The 15,483-nt window shown below is 65.9% G+C and carries 17 protein-coding genes; 8 read left to right on the forward strand and 9 right to left on the reverse strand.

All coding sequences use genetic code 11. From position 1 onward, the window contains the following. Together glyS and AX709_RS13630 are read right to left on the reverse strand one after the other, a co-directional pair. Positions 1–1,896 (reverse strand): glycine--tRNA ligase subunit beta (gene glyS, locus AX709_RS13625; protein ID WP_066550123.1); only part of this gene is annotated, 1,896 nt, incomplete at its 3' end. A gap of 235 nt (positions 1,897–2,131) precedes the next feature. After that, on the reverse strand, positions 2,132–2,986 hold the full coding sequence (locus AX709_RS13630) for a glycine--tRNA ligase subunit alpha (protein WP_066481066.1): 855 nt from the start codon (positions 2,984–2,986) through the stop codon (positions 2,132–2,134). Positions 2,987–3,121: 135 nt separating this feature from the next. Between AX709_RS13630 and AX709_RS13635 the strand changes: the two genes are divergently transcribed. The 5 genes from AX709_RS13635 (at position 3,122) to ychF (ending at position 7,257) form a co-directional block, all read left to right on the forward strand. Then, positions 3,122–4,009: a TraB/GumN family protein gene (locus AX709_RS13635; protein ID WP_066550124.1), complete on the forward strand. Its 888-nt coding sequence runs from the start codon at positions 3,122–3,124 to the stop codon at positions 4,007–4,009. 128 nt (positions 4,010–4,137) lie between these two features. Continuing rightward, complete coding sequence (locus AX709_RS13640) at positions 4,138–4,761, forward strand: 50S ribosomal protein L25/general stress protein Ctc (RefSeq protein ID WP_066481070.1); 624 nt, start codon at positions 4,138–4,140, stop codon at positions 4,759–4,761. 139 nt (positions 4,762–4,900) lie between these two features. Continuing rightward, a complete protein-coding gene (gene pth / locus AX709_RS13645; protein ID WP_066550126.1) occupies positions 4,901–5,470 on the forward strand; it encodes an aminoacyl-tRNA hydrolase in 570 nt (189 codons plus the stop codon). Then, complete coding sequence (locus AX709_RS13650; protein WP_066550134.1) at positions 5,470–6,072, forward strand: TIGR02466 family protein; 603 nt, start codon at positions 5,470–5,472, stop codon at positions 6,070–6,072. The genes pth and AX709_RS13650 overlap by 1 nt, the downstream gene beginning before the upstream one ends. 84 nt (positions 6,073–6,156) lie before the next feature. Further along, entirely contained in the window at positions 6,157–7,257 is a 1,101-nt protein-coding gene (gene ychF / locus AX709_RS13655; protein WP_066481074.1) for a redox-regulated ATPase YchF, read from the forward strand. A 23-nt stretch (positions 7,258–7,280) separates the two neighbouring features. Here the strand turns inward: ychF and AX709_RS13660 are convergent, their stop codons facing one another. Next, positions 7,281–8,264: a hypothetical protein gene (locus AX709_RS13660; RefSeq protein WP_156454274.1), complete on the reverse strand. Its 984-nt coding sequence runs from the start codon at positions 8,262–8,264 to the stop codon at positions 7,281–7,283. A gap of 299 nt (positions 8,265–8,563) precedes the next feature. Between AX709_RS13660 and AX709_RS13665 the strand changes: the two genes are divergently transcribed. Next, on the forward strand, positions 8,564–9,025 hold the full coding sequence (locus tag AX709_RS13665; RefSeq protein WP_066550139.1) for a MaoC family dehydratase: 462 nt from the start codon (positions 8,564–8,566) through the stop codon (positions 9,023–9,025). On the opposite strand, the gene AX709_RS18960 is transcribed toward AX709_RS13665, so the two are convergent. The 6 genes from AX709_RS18960 to petA form a co-directional block, all read right to left on the reverse strand. Beyond that, positions 9,026–9,547 (reverse strand): hypothetical protein, encoded by a 522-nt coding sequence (locus tag AX709_RS18960; protein ID WP_197419040.1) that lies wholly within the window; start codon positions 9,545–9,547, stop codon positions 9,026–9,028. Between the two features lie 84 nt (positions 9,548–9,631). Beyond that, positions 9,632–10,696 (reverse strand): hypothetical protein, encoded by a 1,065-nt coding sequence (locus AX709_RS13675; protein ID WP_156454275.1) that lies wholly within the window; start codon positions 10,694–10,696, stop codon positions 9,632–9,634. Positions 10,697–10,823: 127 nt separating this feature from the next. After that, positions 10,824–11,360: an adenine phosphoribosyltransferase gene (locus tag AX709_RS13680; RefSeq protein ID WP_066550197.1), complete on the reverse strand. Its 537-nt coding sequence runs from the start codon at positions 11,358–11,360 to the stop codon at positions 10,824–10,826. 107 nt (positions 11,361–11,467) lie between these two features. Then, positions 11,468–12,301 (reverse strand): cytochrome c1, encoded by an 834-nt coding sequence (locus AX709_RS13685; protein ID WP_066550143.1) that lies wholly within the window; start codon positions 12,299–12,301, stop codon positions 11,468–11,470. Between the two features lie 15 nt (positions 12,302–12,316). Further along, positions 12,317–13,630, reverse strand: a complete 1,314-nt coding sequence (locus tag AX709_RS13690) for a cytochrome b (RefSeq protein ID WP_066550146.1) — start codon at positions 13,628–13,630, stop codon at positions 12,317–12,319. A gap of 28 nt (positions 13,631–13,658) precedes the next feature. Next, complete coding sequence (petA, locus tag AX709_RS13695) at positions 13,659–14,240, reverse strand: ubiquinol-cytochrome c reductase iron-sulfur subunit (RefSeq protein ID WP_066550149.1); 582 nt, start codon at positions 14,238–14,240, stop codon at positions 13,659–13,661. Between the two features lie 209 nt (positions 14,241–14,449). Between petA and AX709_RS13700 the strand changes: the two genes are divergently transcribed. Further along, the gene (locus AX709_RS13700) at positions 14,450–14,902 is read left to right on the forward strand and encodes a tRNA (cytidine(34)-2'-O)-methyltransferase (RefSeq protein WP_066481083.1); all 453 of its coding nucleotides are present in this window, start codon (positions 14,450–14,452) and stop codon (positions 14,900–14,902) included. Positions 14,903–14,982: 80 nt separating this feature from the next. Then, entirely contained in the window at positions 14,983–15,447 is a 465-nt protein-coding gene (locus AX709_RS13705; RefSeq protein WP_066550151.1) for a hypothetical protein, read from the forward strand. The last annotated feature ends 36 nt before the right edge of the window (positions 15,448–15,483 follow it).

Genomic DNA, 15,483 nt, shown 5'->3' on the forward strand with positions numbered 1-15,483 from the left:
CGCCCGCTTGTACCCGGCGAGCAGGTTCGCCCCATCCGCCGTCTCAACAAACGCCTGAAGCGCGCGAGCTCGAGCGTCCACTCGATCAAGCCGATCGTCTAGGGAAGTTCCCCAATCTGCCGACGCGCGAACAAAATCATACCGAACGCCATCATCGCGCAACTTCACTGACAGGCGATCCTGCAAAAAATCAGCTAGAACAAGCGCGAAACCTGTCTGCGGTTCGGTATTCCAAAATTTGGCAACGTAATCGATCCGAAGTCGGATGAAGTTTGCTTGGATCAAACTTAAATAGCCGATGGCTGCACGCCGGAGAGCAAAAGGATCCTTGGAGCCGGTCGGAAGCTGCTCAATCTTAAAGAAGGCGAGAAGCGTATCCAGCTTATCCGCCAAGCTGACCGCCACCGTCACCGGATCGGTGGGCACGTCGTCGCCCTGGCCGACCGGCTTGTAGTGGTCGCGGATTGCGGCGGCGACGCGGGGGTCTTCGCCTTGCGCGGCGGCGTAGTAGCCGCCCATCAGGCCCTGTAGCTCGGGAAACTCGCCGACCATGCCGGTGACGAGATCGGCCTTGCACAGCCGGGCGGCGCGTTCGGCGAGGTCCGCCAGTTCCTTGCGCGACAAATCCTCCCCAAGCTTGTCTTGGGGAGGGGGACCGTCCGCAGGACGGTGGAGGGGCGGCGGTGGCACACCGCCGTCTGCGACGGCGGCCCCTCCACCACGCTGCGCGTGGTCCCCCTCCCCGAGCAAGCTCGGGGAGGATTTGACGATCCCTTCCGCGCACAGCCAGCGGGCGAGTTTGGCGACGCGGTCGACCTTGTCGGCGACGGTGCCGAGCTTTTCGTGGAAGACGATCTTTTCGAGCTTCTTCGCCTGTTCCTCAAGCGGCACCTTGAGGTCGGTGTCGTAGAAGAAGCGCGCGTCGGACAGGCGGGCGGCGAGTACCTTCTGGTTGCCCGCGACGATGCGCGCGCCGCCGTCGCTGGCGGCGATGTTGGCGACGCAGATGAAGACGTTGGCAAGTTGGCCGCTGCCATCGGCACACACGAAATATTTCTGGTTCACGCGCGCGGTGAGCTGGATCACTTCGGGCGGCACGCTGAGGAAATCGGGGTCGAAGCGGCCGAGCAGTGGCACGGGCCATTCGGTCAGCCCGGCATTCTCCGTGACCAGCCCCTCATCCTCGATCAGTTCGAGGCCGGCTTCGCGCGCCAGTTCGGCGGCGCGGGTGCGGATGATCTCGCGGCGCTCGTCCTGGTCAACGATGACGTGCGCGGCGCGGAGCGTTTCGACATAGGCGGCGGCGCTGGCGATCTCAACCGCGCCCTGGTGATGGAAGCGATGGCCGACGGTGGTGCGCCCCGCGCGGATGCCGGCGACGTCGCACTCGACCACGGCATCGCCGAACAGCGCGACGATGCCCTGGAGCGGGCGGACCCAGCGCAGGCTCTCGGTCGACAGCGACGCGGCGCCCCAGCGCATCGACTTGGGCCAGGGAAAGGCGCGGACGATCGCGGGGATCGCGTCCGCCAGCACGTCCGCCGTCGCACGGCCGGGGCGGTTGACGACCGCGAACAGGGTGGCGCGGCCCTTGACGTCGCGGGTCTCCAGCGCGTCGCGGGTCAGGCCCGCCTTGCGCAGGAAGCCGTCGATCGCCGCATCGGGCGCGTCGGCGGGTGGGCCTTTCAGCTCTTCGCTGACCGCCTCAGTCTGATCGGGCAGGCCGCGCGCGATCAGCGCCAGGCGGCGCGGGGTGGCGTAGGTGACGATCTCGCTCGCGCTCAGGCCTGCGGTCGCCAGTTCGGCGGCGAACAGCTTTTCCAGATCGGCGCGCGCGCGATCCTGCATCCGCGCGGGGATTTCTTCGGAGAGGAGTTCGAGCAGGAAGTCGGTCATTTGGGTTCACGCGAAGGCGCGACGGCGCAAAGGGAAGAAGGGGGTTCACGCAGAGCCGCAGAGGACGCGGAGATGAGACCAAGCCGAAATGGCGCGCCAGCGCCGGCGATGTTTGGCTCAGTCGGCGGGAAAAGGCCGCTGCGCGGCAACGGGAACCGACTGCTCTGCGTCCTCCGCGCCTCTGCGTGAACCAAAGCCTTCGCGCCTTCGCGCCTTCGCGTGAACCAAATCCCGCTCACGCCGACCACCCGTTCCGCTCCATCCACGCGGCGCACGCGCCCTTGGCGAGATCGCGGACCCGGCCGATATAGGCCTGGCGCTCGGCGACCGAGATGACGCCGCGCGCGTTCAAGAGGTTGAAGATGTGGCTCGCCTCGATCGCCTGCTCATAGGCCGGGATGGGGAGCTTCGCGGCGAGGCAGTTCTCGCACTCGGCCGCCGCCTTGCGGAACAGGTCGAACAGCGTGTCGGCGTCGGCGACCTCGAAGTTCCAGGCGCTCATCTGACGTTCGTTTTCGAGGAACACGTCGCCATAGGTGAAGGCGGGCACATTCCCGTCGGCGTCGTTGAACGCCAGGTCGTACACCGAATCCTTGTTCTGGATGTACATGGCCAGGCGCTCGAGGCCGTAGGTCAGCTCGCCCGCCACCGGCTTGCAGTCATAGCCGCCCATCTGCTGGAAATAGGTGAACTGGGTCACCTCCATCCCGTCGCACCACACTTCCCAGCCCAGCCCCCACGCGCCGAGCGTCGGGCTTTCCCAGTCATCCTCGACGAAACGAATGTCGTGGAGATTGGTGTCGATGCCGATCGCCGCCAGGCTGCCGAGATACAGCTCCTGCAGGTTCGGCGGGCTGGGCTTCAGGATCACCTGATACTGGTAGTAATGCTGGAGCCGATTGGGGTTTTCGCCATAGCGGCCATCCGTCGGGCGGCGGCACGGCTGGACGAAGGCGGCATTCCACGGATCGGGGCCGAGCGCGCGCAGCGTCGTCGCGGTATGGAACGTCCCCGCGCCCATCCGCATGTCATAGGGCTGGAGAATCAAGCAGCCGTGACGGCTCCAGTAATCGTGGAGCGTCAGGATCATGCGCTGGAAGCTGAGAGGCGATGAGCTCAAGCGTCTGCCGTTCGCGGTTGCAATAAAGGGTGTCGCGGTCGCTTTGGCGCAGGCGGGAACGGGGGTCAATGGCGTGCGGGGGGACGACGCGCTATGGCGGGACGGATGATCGCCCCCGCCAAACACCTGCTCGCGCTTGCCGCGCTCGCCATTGCCGGTCCATCGGGCGAAGCGGTGGTGCGCGATGTCGACCCCGCCTTGTGGGTCGCGCGCGACGCCGACACCACCATCTACCTGTTCGGCACCGTCCACCTGCTGAAACCTGGCCTCAGCTGGTTCGACGAAGCGGTGGCGGAGGCGTTCGCGCGCGCCGACACGCTGGTGCTGGAAATCGCGGCGCCGGATGCGGCGGAGATGCGGACGCTGACCGACCGCTATGGCACGCTCGTCGACGGCCCGCCGCTGTCGGCGCGGCTGCCCGCGGGCTATGCGGAGAAGCTCGCCGCCGCGACCCGCGCGATCGGCTATCCCGCGGGCGCGTTCGAGCGCAGCCGGCCGTGGGTGGTCGCCTCCGCCCTGTCGGTGCAGCCGCTGTCGGGGCATGGCTATGACCGCGCGCTGGGGGTCGAGGCGGTGCTGACCGAGGCAGCGGCGCGCGCGGGCAAGCCGGTCGAGGCGCTGGAGACGCTGGAGGACCAGTATCGCATTTTCGCCGACCTGCCCGAAGCGACGCAGATCGAGATGCTGACCCGCGTGCTCGACGGGCAGGACCAGGTCGAGGTCGCGACCGACCAGGCGGTGGCGGCGTGGAGCAAGGGCGACGAACGCGGGCTCGCGCGCGTGCTGGCGGACGACATGGCGCAGACGCCGGCCAGCGTCCGCGACCGGCTGGTCGACCGGCGCAACGCCAACTGGGCGACGTGGATCGCGGCGCGGATGGCGCGGCCGGGCACGGTATTCGTCGCGGTCGGATCGGGGCATCTGGCGGGCAAGGGCAGCGTCCAGCGATTGCTGGCGAAGCGCGGGGTGAAGGTGACGCAGGTACGATATTGAGAGGCCAACACCCAATCCTTGCCATCCACCCCCTTTTGCCCCTATAGGCGCGCGCTTGCCGTGGCGGGGTCATCCCTGGAGGCTCGCCATGGCATGATTGGAAACACAACCGCATCCGGAGATAGCAAATGAGCGAACAGCTTACGCTGTCGGCCGAGACGCGCGATCGGGTTGGCAAGGGAGCCTCCCGTTCGCTTCGTCGCGAAGGCCGCGTCCCCGCCGTGATTTACGGCAACAAGCAGGATCCCCAGCCGATCCACGTCAACGAACGCGAGCTGATGAAGCTGCTGATGAGCGGCCACTTCATGAACTCGATCGTGATGGTCGACGGCGTCGGCAAGTCGGCGATCCGCACGCTGCCCAAGGACGTGACCTTCGATCCCGTCTCCGACCGTCCGGTCCATGTCGATTTCCTGCGCATCTCCGAGCATGCGACCGTCACCGTCGCGATCCCGGTGGTGTTCGTCGACGAAGAGGAATCGCCCGGGCTGAAGCGCGGCGGCGTGCTCAACATCGTCCGTCACGAACTCGAACTGGTGTGCGACGCGGCCGAAATCCCCGATCATGTCGACGTGTCGGTCAAGGGCCTGGACGTGGGCGAATCGCTCCATATCTCCGCCGTCACGCTGCCCAAGGGCACCAAGTCGGCGATCGACGACCGCGACTTTACCATCGCGACGATCGCGGCGCCGTCGGCGCTGAAGTCGGCCGAGGGCGAAGCGGCCGCGGAAGCCGAAGCCGCGGGCGCGTAATCCGACTTACGTCACCCCGGCGCAGGCCGGGGCCGCTGGCTAATGAAGCGACCTTCAATAGGGCGCTCAAATGGCCAGAGGTCCCGGCCTACGCCGGGACGACGTGCTGGTGCCAGCCGCAGTAGCGAGAGACTCAGCCATGCAGCTTTGGGTGGGGCTCGGCAATCCCGGCCCGCAATATGCGATGCACCGGCACAATATCGGCTTCATGGCGGTCGATGCGGTCGCCGAAGTCCATGGCTTCTCCGCGCCGAAAAAGGCATTCCAGGGCTGGGTGCAGGAAGGGCGCATCGGCGCGCACAAGCTGCTGCTGCTCAAACCCGCGACCTATATGAACGAAAGCGGGCGTTCGGTGGGCGAGGCGCTGCGCTTCTACAAGCTCACCCCCGCCGACCTGACCGTCTTCTATGACGAGCTCGATCTGGCACCCTTCAAGGTCAAGGTGAAGCATGGCGGCGGGGCTGCCGGCCACAACGGCATCCGGTCGATCGACCAGCATATCGGCCCCGAATTCCGCCGCGTGCGGCTCGGCATCGGCCATCCGGGGCACAAGGACCGGGTGACCGGCCATGTGCTCGGCAATTTCGCCAAGGCGGAGATCGAGCCACTGTCCGACTTGCTGGGCGCAGTTGCTGCCGAAGCGCCGTGGCTGGCGGACGGTGATGACGTCCGCTTCATGAACGACGTCGCGTTGAGGTTGCAGAATTGATGCCCACCCGCCCGCTGTTCGCCACGCAATTCTACGACGCCGATCTGGGCGACGCGGCGCTGATCGCGGAGTTCGAGGGCGCGTGCCTTGATCTGGCCGAGGCCGACCGTGCCGGGCGGGCATGGTCGCGCGATCATGGCTATCGCGGCTATACCAGCTATGCGTCGCTCAACGACCTGCCTCAGCGCGACCCGCGCTTTGGCGATCTGGTGCGGCACCTCAACCGCCACGTCGCCGCGTTCGCCCGCGACTGTGCGTTCGACCTGGGCGGCAGGAAGCTCAAGCTCGACAGTCTGTGGGTCAACGTCATGAAGCCCGGCGCGACGCACAGCGGCCACATCCATCCGCACGCGGTAGTGTCGGGCACCGTCTATATCGCGGTGCCGCCGGGTTCGGGCGCACTGAAGCTGGAGGACCCGCGCCTGCCGATGCTGATGGCCGCGCCGCCACGCACCCACGACGCGCCCGAGCCGCTGCGCAGCTTCGTCTATGCCGAACCACGCGCGGGCGCGGTCTTCCTGTGGGAAAGCTGGCTGCGCCACGAAGTGATGCCCCATGCCGGCAAGGGCGAACGGATCAGCATCAGTTTCAACTATCGTTAGCCGCCGCGCGCCGCGCGACTTGGCATCCGCACCCGCTTCGGCCTATCGGGCGGGACATCATTCTTCCGAAATCAGGATCATCTCATGGGCTTTCGCTGCGGCATCGTCGGGCTCCCCAATGTCGGCAAATCCACGCTGTTCAACGCGCTGACCGAGACCGCGGCGGCGCAGGCGGCGAATTATCCATTCTGCACGATCGAGCCCAATGTCGGCAATGTCGCGGTGCCCGATCCCCGGCTGCACCAGCTGGCCGAGATCGCCAAGTCGGCCAAGATCATCGAGACCCAGCTCGGGTTCGTCGACATCGCGGGACTGGTGCGCGGCGCGAGCAAGGGCGAGGGGCTGGGCAACCAGTTCCTGGGCAATATCCGCGAGGTCGACGCGATCGTCCACGTCCTGCGCTGTTTCGAGAATGACGACATCCAGCATGTCGATAACCGCGTCGATCCGATCGCGGATGCCGAGACGGTCGAGACCGAGTTGATGCTGGCCGACCTGGAAAGCTTGGAAAAGCGCGTGCCGGCCTTCGTCAAGAAGGCGCAGCAGGGCGACAAGGAGGCCAAGGTCGCCGCCAGCGTGCTGGGCCAGGCGCTCGACCTGCTGCGCGACGGCAAGCCCGCGCGACTGACCGCGCCCAAGGACGTCGACGAAGCGCGCGTGCTGGCGCAGGCGCAGCTGCTGACCGCCAAGCCGGTGCTGTACGTGTGCAACGTCAACGAGGAAGACGCCGCCGAGGGCAATGCGCTGTCGGCCAAGGTGTTCGCCAAGGCGGAGGCGGAGGGCGCGCAGGCCGTCGTCGTCTCCGCCGCGATCGAGGCCGAGATCGCGACCATGCCGGTCGAGGACCGCGCCGAGTTCCTGGCCGAACTGGGGCTGGCGGAAACCGGCCTCGCCCGCGTCATCACCGCGGGGTACAAGCTGCTCCACCTGCTGACCTTCTTCACCGTCGGGCCGAAGGAAGCGCGCGCCTGGACGGTCGAGGCAGGTGCCAAGGCGCCTCAGGCGGCCGGCGCGATCCACAGCGATTTCGAACGCGGCTTCATCCGCGCCGAGACGATCGCGTTCGAGGACTATGTCGCGTTCAAGGGCGAGGCCGGCGCGCGCGACGCCGGCAAGCTGCGCGCCGAGGGCAAGGAATATGTCGTCCAGGACGGCGACGTCATGCTGTTCCGCTTCAACGTGTGATCACGCCGCTGCTGCAACCGGCATCAGGACTCGGGCCTGTCCGGTTCGATCGGGAATCTCTGGTCTAGCCAGGCCAGCCAATCGTCCTGTAGCGCGTTCAGATCGCGCGGCAGCTCGCCCTTGGGCTCGGCGTTGGCCAGCCATGCCGCCATCGTCTCGCCGCGGCCAAAAGCTGCACCGATGCGCGCGAAGATTGCCGGATCCTTGGTCCGGGCGACAAGATATTCCGCGGTTAGGGTTGCCTGCAGATAGTAATGAATCGCGGATTCGACGAACTTCTCCGCCTCTGGTCCCGATGATGCCCGGATCATCATCCCTTCTTTTGGCGTCGCGCCCGGATTTTCCTTTTGCATGGCGGCAATCAGCGCACGTCCGCGCTCGGCACCCGGATGCGTCGACGCGAAGAAAGCGGGCAGATCGACCAGCGCATTGTCGGGCGCGGTCGACAACGATCCACTTGCGCGCAGCTTGCGATAGCGGTCCCCGAATTGGCTGATGCGCGGACCCGCCAGATTTTCGGGCTCCATCAGCACGGCCGCCGTTTCGTCCATCCAGTCCGGCCCGGCACCGCCGTAATGGCCGCCTTCGCGCGCCGTGCCGGGCCAGAATGCTTCGACATACCACATGTGCCCCAACTCGTGCGCGATCACGCCCGGCTGCTGCGCGCCCGCCACGCCCACACGGCGCGCCTTCACTTTGGTAAGCGCTTCCTGAACCAATGGCTCGCGTGCCTCGGCGGGCATGTCAGCGGTCTGCGCCTCGACCGCGCGTCGCACCGACGCTTCGATCTGGAGGTCGAATCCCTTTGGCGACAGATAAGGCAATACCGCCGTGAATCCGGCGGCCTTCAACGACGCAAAGGTTTCCCCGCCCACATTGCCGTCGGTCGTCTCGACGACGGCATAACGCGCGGGCGCACGGTTGAAGCGCGCGCGGAAGCGGCCAACGCCAGCTTCTGCATCGGCGAGCAGGAGCTGTGCCCGCGCCGCATCATCCGCGATCGCCACGCCATCGGCTGATTCAGCGCAGGCACGGCTGCCCGCAACTTCCGCCGCCGCGGCGCACAACCCGCTGGCGTGAACCGGCAGCGACCCGCCAAATGCCGCAGACAAAACCAATACGAGAGATGACAAGCGCAACACACACCCTCCATCCATAAGTGATTACATCTGTAATCCTGTTTACAGTTGTGGTCGGATGTCAAGAGGATGGCGAGCCGCCAGATCGTCGTTGATCTCGGGAATGACGTATCCGGCGATGGTGACGATGCTATGCAGGTCCCGGCTTTGGCAGGGAAACCGACTCCATGATCTATTTTGAGGATATTGTACCCGGAACGCGTCGTTCCTTTGGCAGCTATCTGGTCACGCGCGAGGAAGTGCTGGGCTTTGCCGAACGCTACGACCCGCAACCCTTCCATTTGTCCGACGACGCGGCTGCGCAAACCCATTTCGGGCGGCTGGCGGCGAGCGGCTGGCACACCTGTGCGATGACCATGTCGATGCTGGTCAAGCACATGAGCGAGCAGGAGCCCGCCGCGTCGCTGGGCGCGGCGGGGGTGGACGAACTGCGCTGGCTGAAGCCCGTCTATCCCGGCGATACGCTGCGCTGCGAGACCGAGGTGATGGAGACGCGCGCATCGCGCAGCCGCCCCGAAATGGGGACGGTGCGCAACAAGATGACCGTGTTCAACCAGCATGATGAGCCGGTGATGACCTTTACCGCGATCGGGCTCTACCGGACGCGAAGCGGGGCGGCAGCGGGCTGATCAATCGCGGCGGTCGCGGCGGTTTTCGCGGCGAAGCGCGCGCCGATCCTGGCGATATTCGCGGCGAAACTCGCGCCGGTCCTGGCGGCGTTCGGCGCGGAACTCGGGCCGGCTCACCGCGCCGCGGCGGAAATCGGCGCGGTCGTCGCGGCGGTCGCGGCGAAACGCGCGCTCGTCCTGGCGGCGATCGCGCGTGAAGTCGCGCCAGTTCTGGCGGATCTCGCGCCGGTCGCCCCGCCAGCCGCCCCGACGCGCTTCCCAATAGCTGCGCTGCGCGCCGTTCCAGCGATAGGGCCGACGATAGCTGTCATAGACGAAATACCCGCTGCCGGGATAATAGAAGCCGTCATGCCAGCCCCAATAAGGATCGCCGAACCCGCTGGCATATCCGGGGCCGTAAGCGCCGGCGACGCCATAACCGACCGACACGCCGCCATAGCCATAATCATTGCCGTAACAGGCACTGAGTCCGACCGCCGCCACCGCGACGAGGCCGATCGTCTTGATCCGCGAAATCCACATCGCATCCACTCCAGGAAGTTCTTGGGGAAATTAAAGCACTTGATGATTGAACCGATGCTGAACCCCCTGGAGCCGGAGCGCCGATCAGCTTGTCGGAAAGCGTTGATCGAGCCAGGCGAGCCAGTCGGCCTGCATCGCCTTCAACTCGCGCGGCAGCGTGCCCTTGGGCTCGGCATTGGCCAGCCACTGCTCGATCGTTTCGCCGCGGACAAAGGCTTCGGCGATGCGCGCGAAGATCTGGCGGTCGCCGGTCCGCTCCATCAGATATTGGGAGGCAACCGCCGACTGGAGGTAGAAGCGCACACCCCCCTCGGCGATCTTGCGGGCCTCTTCGCCCGAGATCACCCGAAAGCTGTCATTGCTCGATCTGATTCCGGCATTCTTGTTTAGCTGTTGGACCTGCTGGTGAGCCGGATGGGTTTCTGAGAAAAAATTGTTCAGGTCGATCATCAGTTTCGTGTTCTCGTCCGCATTTGTCGGATCGGCGCGATAGCGATTGTATCGCTGAGCAAATTGCTTCACGCGGTCGTCGATGCTGTCCGGGGCTTCCATCAGCACCGCGGCCATTTCGTCCAGCCAATCCGGGCTTGGCCCACCATAATGCTTGTCTTCGCTCAGCGTCGAATTGGGCCAGTACCCTTGCCAATACCAGTAATGACCCAGCTCGTGCGCGACGGCGGCAAGCTCGATACGCGCACGCGTGGCCGGACTCATCTGACGATCGACGGCAGTTTGCACGGCGGCATCGATCTCGGCCTGCGGGCGGCCGACCATTTGCGCCGACACCCCGCGGCGGATCGACGCTTCGACCTGCGCACGATATGTCCGGTCGGAGAGCCACGGCAGCACCACCGGGAATCCGCCCTTGCGCAGCCCCGCGACGCTTTCCCTAGAAACCAGTCCTTCAGCTGCTTCAGCGACCGCATAACGGAGAGGTTGCCGACCGAAATTCGCCTTGAACCGCTCAACGCCGCCCTCAGCCAGCTCCAGCAGTCGCTGCGCGCGGGCGGCATTGCTCGCCAGCGCCACGCCGTTGGCGCTTTCTACGCATTCTAGATCAGGCAGGATCGAACTGGCCTGATCGCAGAGCCTGGCTTGTCCGGCCAAAGCAGGGGCGCTTGAACACGCGATCGCGCTCAGCGCCAGCACGATACGTCCAACCGGTCGAGAAAGAGACATTCATCCTCCATCGCTAAAACTGACTACAGCTGTAGTCGTTAGCGATGTAGCGATGACTACAACTGTAGTCAATAATGTGTGGGGGTGCGGTTCTGCCTCAATGCCCCTCGAACGCGACCAGCGCGTGGACGGCGATCCCATCGCTGCGCAGTGCATCGGCCCCGCCCAGTTCGGGCAGGTCGATGACGAAAGCGGCCTGGGTGACGACCGCGCCGGCCTTGCGCAGCAGGCGGACGGCGGCGCGGGCGGTGCCGCCGGTGGCGATCAAATCGTCGACCAGCAGCACGCGCGCGCCCGGCGCCAGCGCGTCGGCGTGAATCGCGATGCGGTCGGTGCCGTATTCGAGCGCGTAATCTTCCGCGATCGTCGCGCCGGGCAGCTTGCCGTCCTTGCGGATCAGGAGCACGCCCGCCCCCAGCGCGAGCGCGAGCGCGGGGGCGAAGACGAAACCGCGCGCCTCGATGCCCGCGACCAGATCGACCGGACCGTCGACCCCGGCCAGCAGCCGCTCGACCGTCAGTGCCAGCCCCTCGCCGTCGAGGAGCAGCGTGGTGATGTCGCGGAACTGGATGCCGGGCTTTGGAAAATCCGGGATGGTGCGAATGCGGCTGCGGATGTCGTGATTGTCGCTCATGTCGATGTCGCCCCCCGGAAACGAAAACACCCCGGCCAGCCGACCGGGGTGCTTTCAGCCTTGCCCAAGCCAGGCGCGCGCCGCAAGCGGGCGCGCGCCGGTCGGTCTCAATGCTTCACGTCGCGCCAGATGTTGCGATAGGCACCATAGGCCAGCGCGGTGAAAATCAGGATGAAGATGATCGCGGCAAGACCCGCCTGGTGCCGCACTTCGAGCTTGGGCTCCGCGGTCCAGACGAGGAAGGCGGCGACGTCCTTGGACATCTGGTCGATGGTCGGGTTGGTTCCGTCGGCATAGGTCACCTGACCATCCGCGGCGAGCGGCGGCGCCATCGCCAGATTGAGCGTCGGGAAATAGGGGTTGTGGTTCAGCCCCTCCGGCACGGTGAAGTCGGGAAACTTCTTGAGCAGCTCGGCCGACGGATCGCGATAGCCGGTCAGCAGCGAATAGATGTAATCCGCGCCGCCTTCGCGCGCCTTGGCCATCAGCGAGAGATCCGGCGGGATCGCGTTATTGTTGGCCGCCCGCGCCGCGACGTCATTGGCCCAGGGCGACGGGAAATGGTCGGCGGGCGTGTTCTTGCGAGTCGCCGCTTCGCCGGTTTCCGGGTTCACCGATGCCTGTTCGACCGCCCACTGGTCGGCGATCGCCTTCACTTCGGCCTCGTTGTAGCCGAGCGCGGTCAGGTCGCGGAATGACACCAGCTTGAGCGAGTGGCAGGCCGAGCAGACTTCCTTGTAGACCTGGAAGCCGCGCTGGAGCTGGGCGCGGTCGAACTTGCCCATCATGCCGTCGGACGACAGGTTGGCGTGGCGGGGTTCGAGATGGAATTCCTCCGCCGCCGATTCCTCGGCCGGCTCCGCCATCAGCGAGCCGGCCAGGCCCAGCACCAGCACGAAGGCGAAGCCCAGGCCGATCAGGATCGAAATGATGCGAGTCATCGTCAATGGGGTCCTTTATTCGGCCGGAACCGGCTGGGCGCTGCCGCCGCCGATCGCGCTCTTGGTCGGGCCGGTGCCGCCTTCGCCCTTCAGCACCGCTTCGGTAATCGAATTGGGCAGCGGGCGCGGCCGCTCCATCATCGACACGAGCGGCAGCAGGACGAGGAAGTGGATGAAATAATAGGCGGTCGCCACCTGACCCAGGATGACGTTGCGCGTCGTCGCCTCCGCCCCGCCGACAAAGCCGAGCAGGAAGACATCGGCGACCAGCACGAAGAACAGGACGCGATACACCGGCCGGAAATTGGACGAGCGCACCGGCGAGCTGTCGAGCCAGGGCAGGAAGAACAGGAGCAGGATCGAGCCGAACATCGCGACCACGCCCCACAGCTTCGCCGGCAGGATGAAGTCGACGGTGAACGACTTCAGGATCGCGTAGAAGGGCAGGAAATACCATTCGGGCACGATGTGCGCGGGCGTCGAAAGCGGGTTCGCCTGGATGTAATTGTCCGGGTGACCGAGCAGATTCGGCTGGAAGAAGATCAGGAAGGCGAAGACGAGCAGGAACACGCCCAGCCCGAAGCCGTCCTTCGCGGTGTAATAGGGGTGGAAGGGCACCGTGTCCTGCGGCCCCTTCACCTCGACGCCGGTCGGGTTGTTCGACCCCGGAATGTGCAGCGCCCAGATGTGCATCACGATCACGCCCGCGATCACGAAGGGCAGCAGATAGTGGAGCGAGAAGAAGCGGTTGAGCGCAGCCGCATCCGGCGCATAGCCGCCGAGCAGCCAGATGCGCAGCGTTTCGCCGACCAGGGGGATCGCCGAGAAGAAGCCGGTGATGACCTGCGCGCCCCAGAAGCTCATCTGGCCCCAGGGCAGCACATAGCCCATGAACGCGGTCGCCATCATCAGCAGGAAGATGACCACGCCGAGCAGCCAGATCATCTCGCGCGGGGCCTTGTACGACCCGTAGTAGAGCCCGCGCGCCATGTGGATGTAAACGACGATGAAGAACATCGACGCGCCGTTGGCGTGGGCATAGCGCAGGAACCAGCCCTGATTGACGTCGCGCATGATGTGTTCGACCGACGAGAACGCGGTGTTCACGTCCGTCGAATAATGCATGGCGAGCACGATGCCCGAGATGATCTGGATCGCGAGCGCGGCACCCGCGAGCACGCCGAAATTCCAGAAGTAATTGAGGTTGCGCGGCACCGGATAACCCGCGCCGACCGCGCCATAGACCAGGCGCGGGAGCGGCAGGCGCTCATCCAGCCACTTGGTGAAGCCGCTCTTCGGCTCGTACTGCTTTGCCCAGGGAAAGCTCATCGCGTCGATCCTTTGATCCCTAGTGTGCTCAACCGACCACGATCGTCGTGTCGGAGGTAAAGGTATATTCGGGCACCGCCAGATTGGTCGGTGCCGGGCCCGAACGGATGCGGCCCGCGGTGTCATAGGCCGAGCCGTGGCACGGGCAGAAATAACCGCCGAACGGCCCCTTGTTCTCGCCCTCGCCTGCGCCCAGCGGCACGCAGCCCAGATGGGTGCAGACGCCCAGCGTCACCAGCCAGTTCTGCTTGCCCTCCTTGGTCCGCTGCGCCAGCGTCTGCGGATCGCGCAGCTCGCTCATCGGTGCGGAATTGGCGGCGGCGATTTCCTGCGGCGTCAGGTTGCGCACGAACAGCGGCTGCTTGCGAAAGCTCGCCTTGATCGCCTGGCCCGGCTGCACCGGCGACAGGTCGACCTCGGTCGAGGATTGCGCCAGCACGTCGGCGGACGGGTTCATCGAGTTAATCAGCGGCAGCGCGATCACGCCCGCACCGACCCCCGCAAACGCCACCGCGCCGATCGACAGATAGTCGCGGCGGCGGGGATTTTCGATCGGATCGTCGTGCTTCGCGTGCGAGTCGCCGACGGCAGCCTTTTCAACCGTAGCCATTCATCAAGCCCTTGAACTTACGTAAGCGGCGGGGATTCGCCGCGTGGAAGAAGCCGGCGCAGCATTCATGGCACGCACGGCCGCAAACCGGGTCGTTGGCGGCCTGTTAGCCGGTGCCGATCGGCTTTGCCAATAGCAATTTGACGAGTCCGTGACAGGGCGACGGACCGCACTTGCCGCCCCGTCCCCGCCGATCCTATGGCGGCGCGATGCGGATCGCGCTCTTTCAACCGGAAATCGCCGGCAATGTCGGCACCATCCTGCGGCTGGGGGCGTGCTTCGCCACGCCGGTCGACCTGATCGAACCGCTGGGCTTTCCGTTCTCCGACCGCGCGCTGGCGCGGGCGGGCATGGATTATCGCGATGCCGCACAGGTGACGCGCCATGTCGACTGGCCGGCGTTCCGTCCGACGGTGCCCGGCCGGCTGGTGCTGCTGACCACGCGCGCGACGCTGACGCTGCCAGCGATGCGGTTCCAGCCCGACGACACGCTGCTGATGGGATCGGAAAGCGCGGGCGTACCCGATCATGTCCACGCCGCATGCGATGCGGCCGTCCGCATCCCGATGCGCGCGGGATGCCGGTCGCTGAACGTCGCGGTCGCGACGGGGATCGCGCTGGCCGAGGCGCTTCGGCAGACGGAAACATGGCCCGAGACATGACAGCGGCGATACGCGCCCTGTAACATTATATCGATACGGCCACTGGTCTATGCCCGGGCCGGGTTCAGGGAGATCGTACGATGAGATCCTTCAACGGCAAGCGCCACGTGGCGTCATGGGCACTGCCGGTGCTGATCGCCATGACCGCGACAGGGGCGGTTGCGGCAATGGCCCGCACTCCGGATGCCCGTACGATACCCGCGGATCATCGCGTCAGCTTCACGATCGAACATCGCGGCATGCAGCTCGGCGCGCCGACGCTGAACGTGGTGCCGGGGCGACGCGCCGAGATCGCGGTCGGTGGCGCGCATGGCTACCGCCTCGCAACGACGCTGCACGCGGTTGCGGGCGCCGCGACGCCGCAGTTCCGACTGGAAACCGAAATCGCCCTGGCCGACGCTAGCGGCTTTCGCGTGGTCGCCACCCCCGTCCTTACGCTCGCCGCCGGGCGTGCCGTGACGATCGAAACGCGCAGCGGCGATGGCCCGGGCGATGTGCTGCGGGTCAGTGCAACGGTCGAAGCCTTACCATCTTCTGGAAACTGAGCGGGTCCCCGCCCCGGCCGCAAGCTTCCGCTCGAC

Origin of the sequence: Sphingomonas sp. CCH15-F11, assembly GCF_001557005.1 — a bacterium.
GTDB lineage: Bacteria > Pseudomonadota > Alphaproteobacteria > Sphingomonadales > Sphingomonadaceae > Sphingomonas.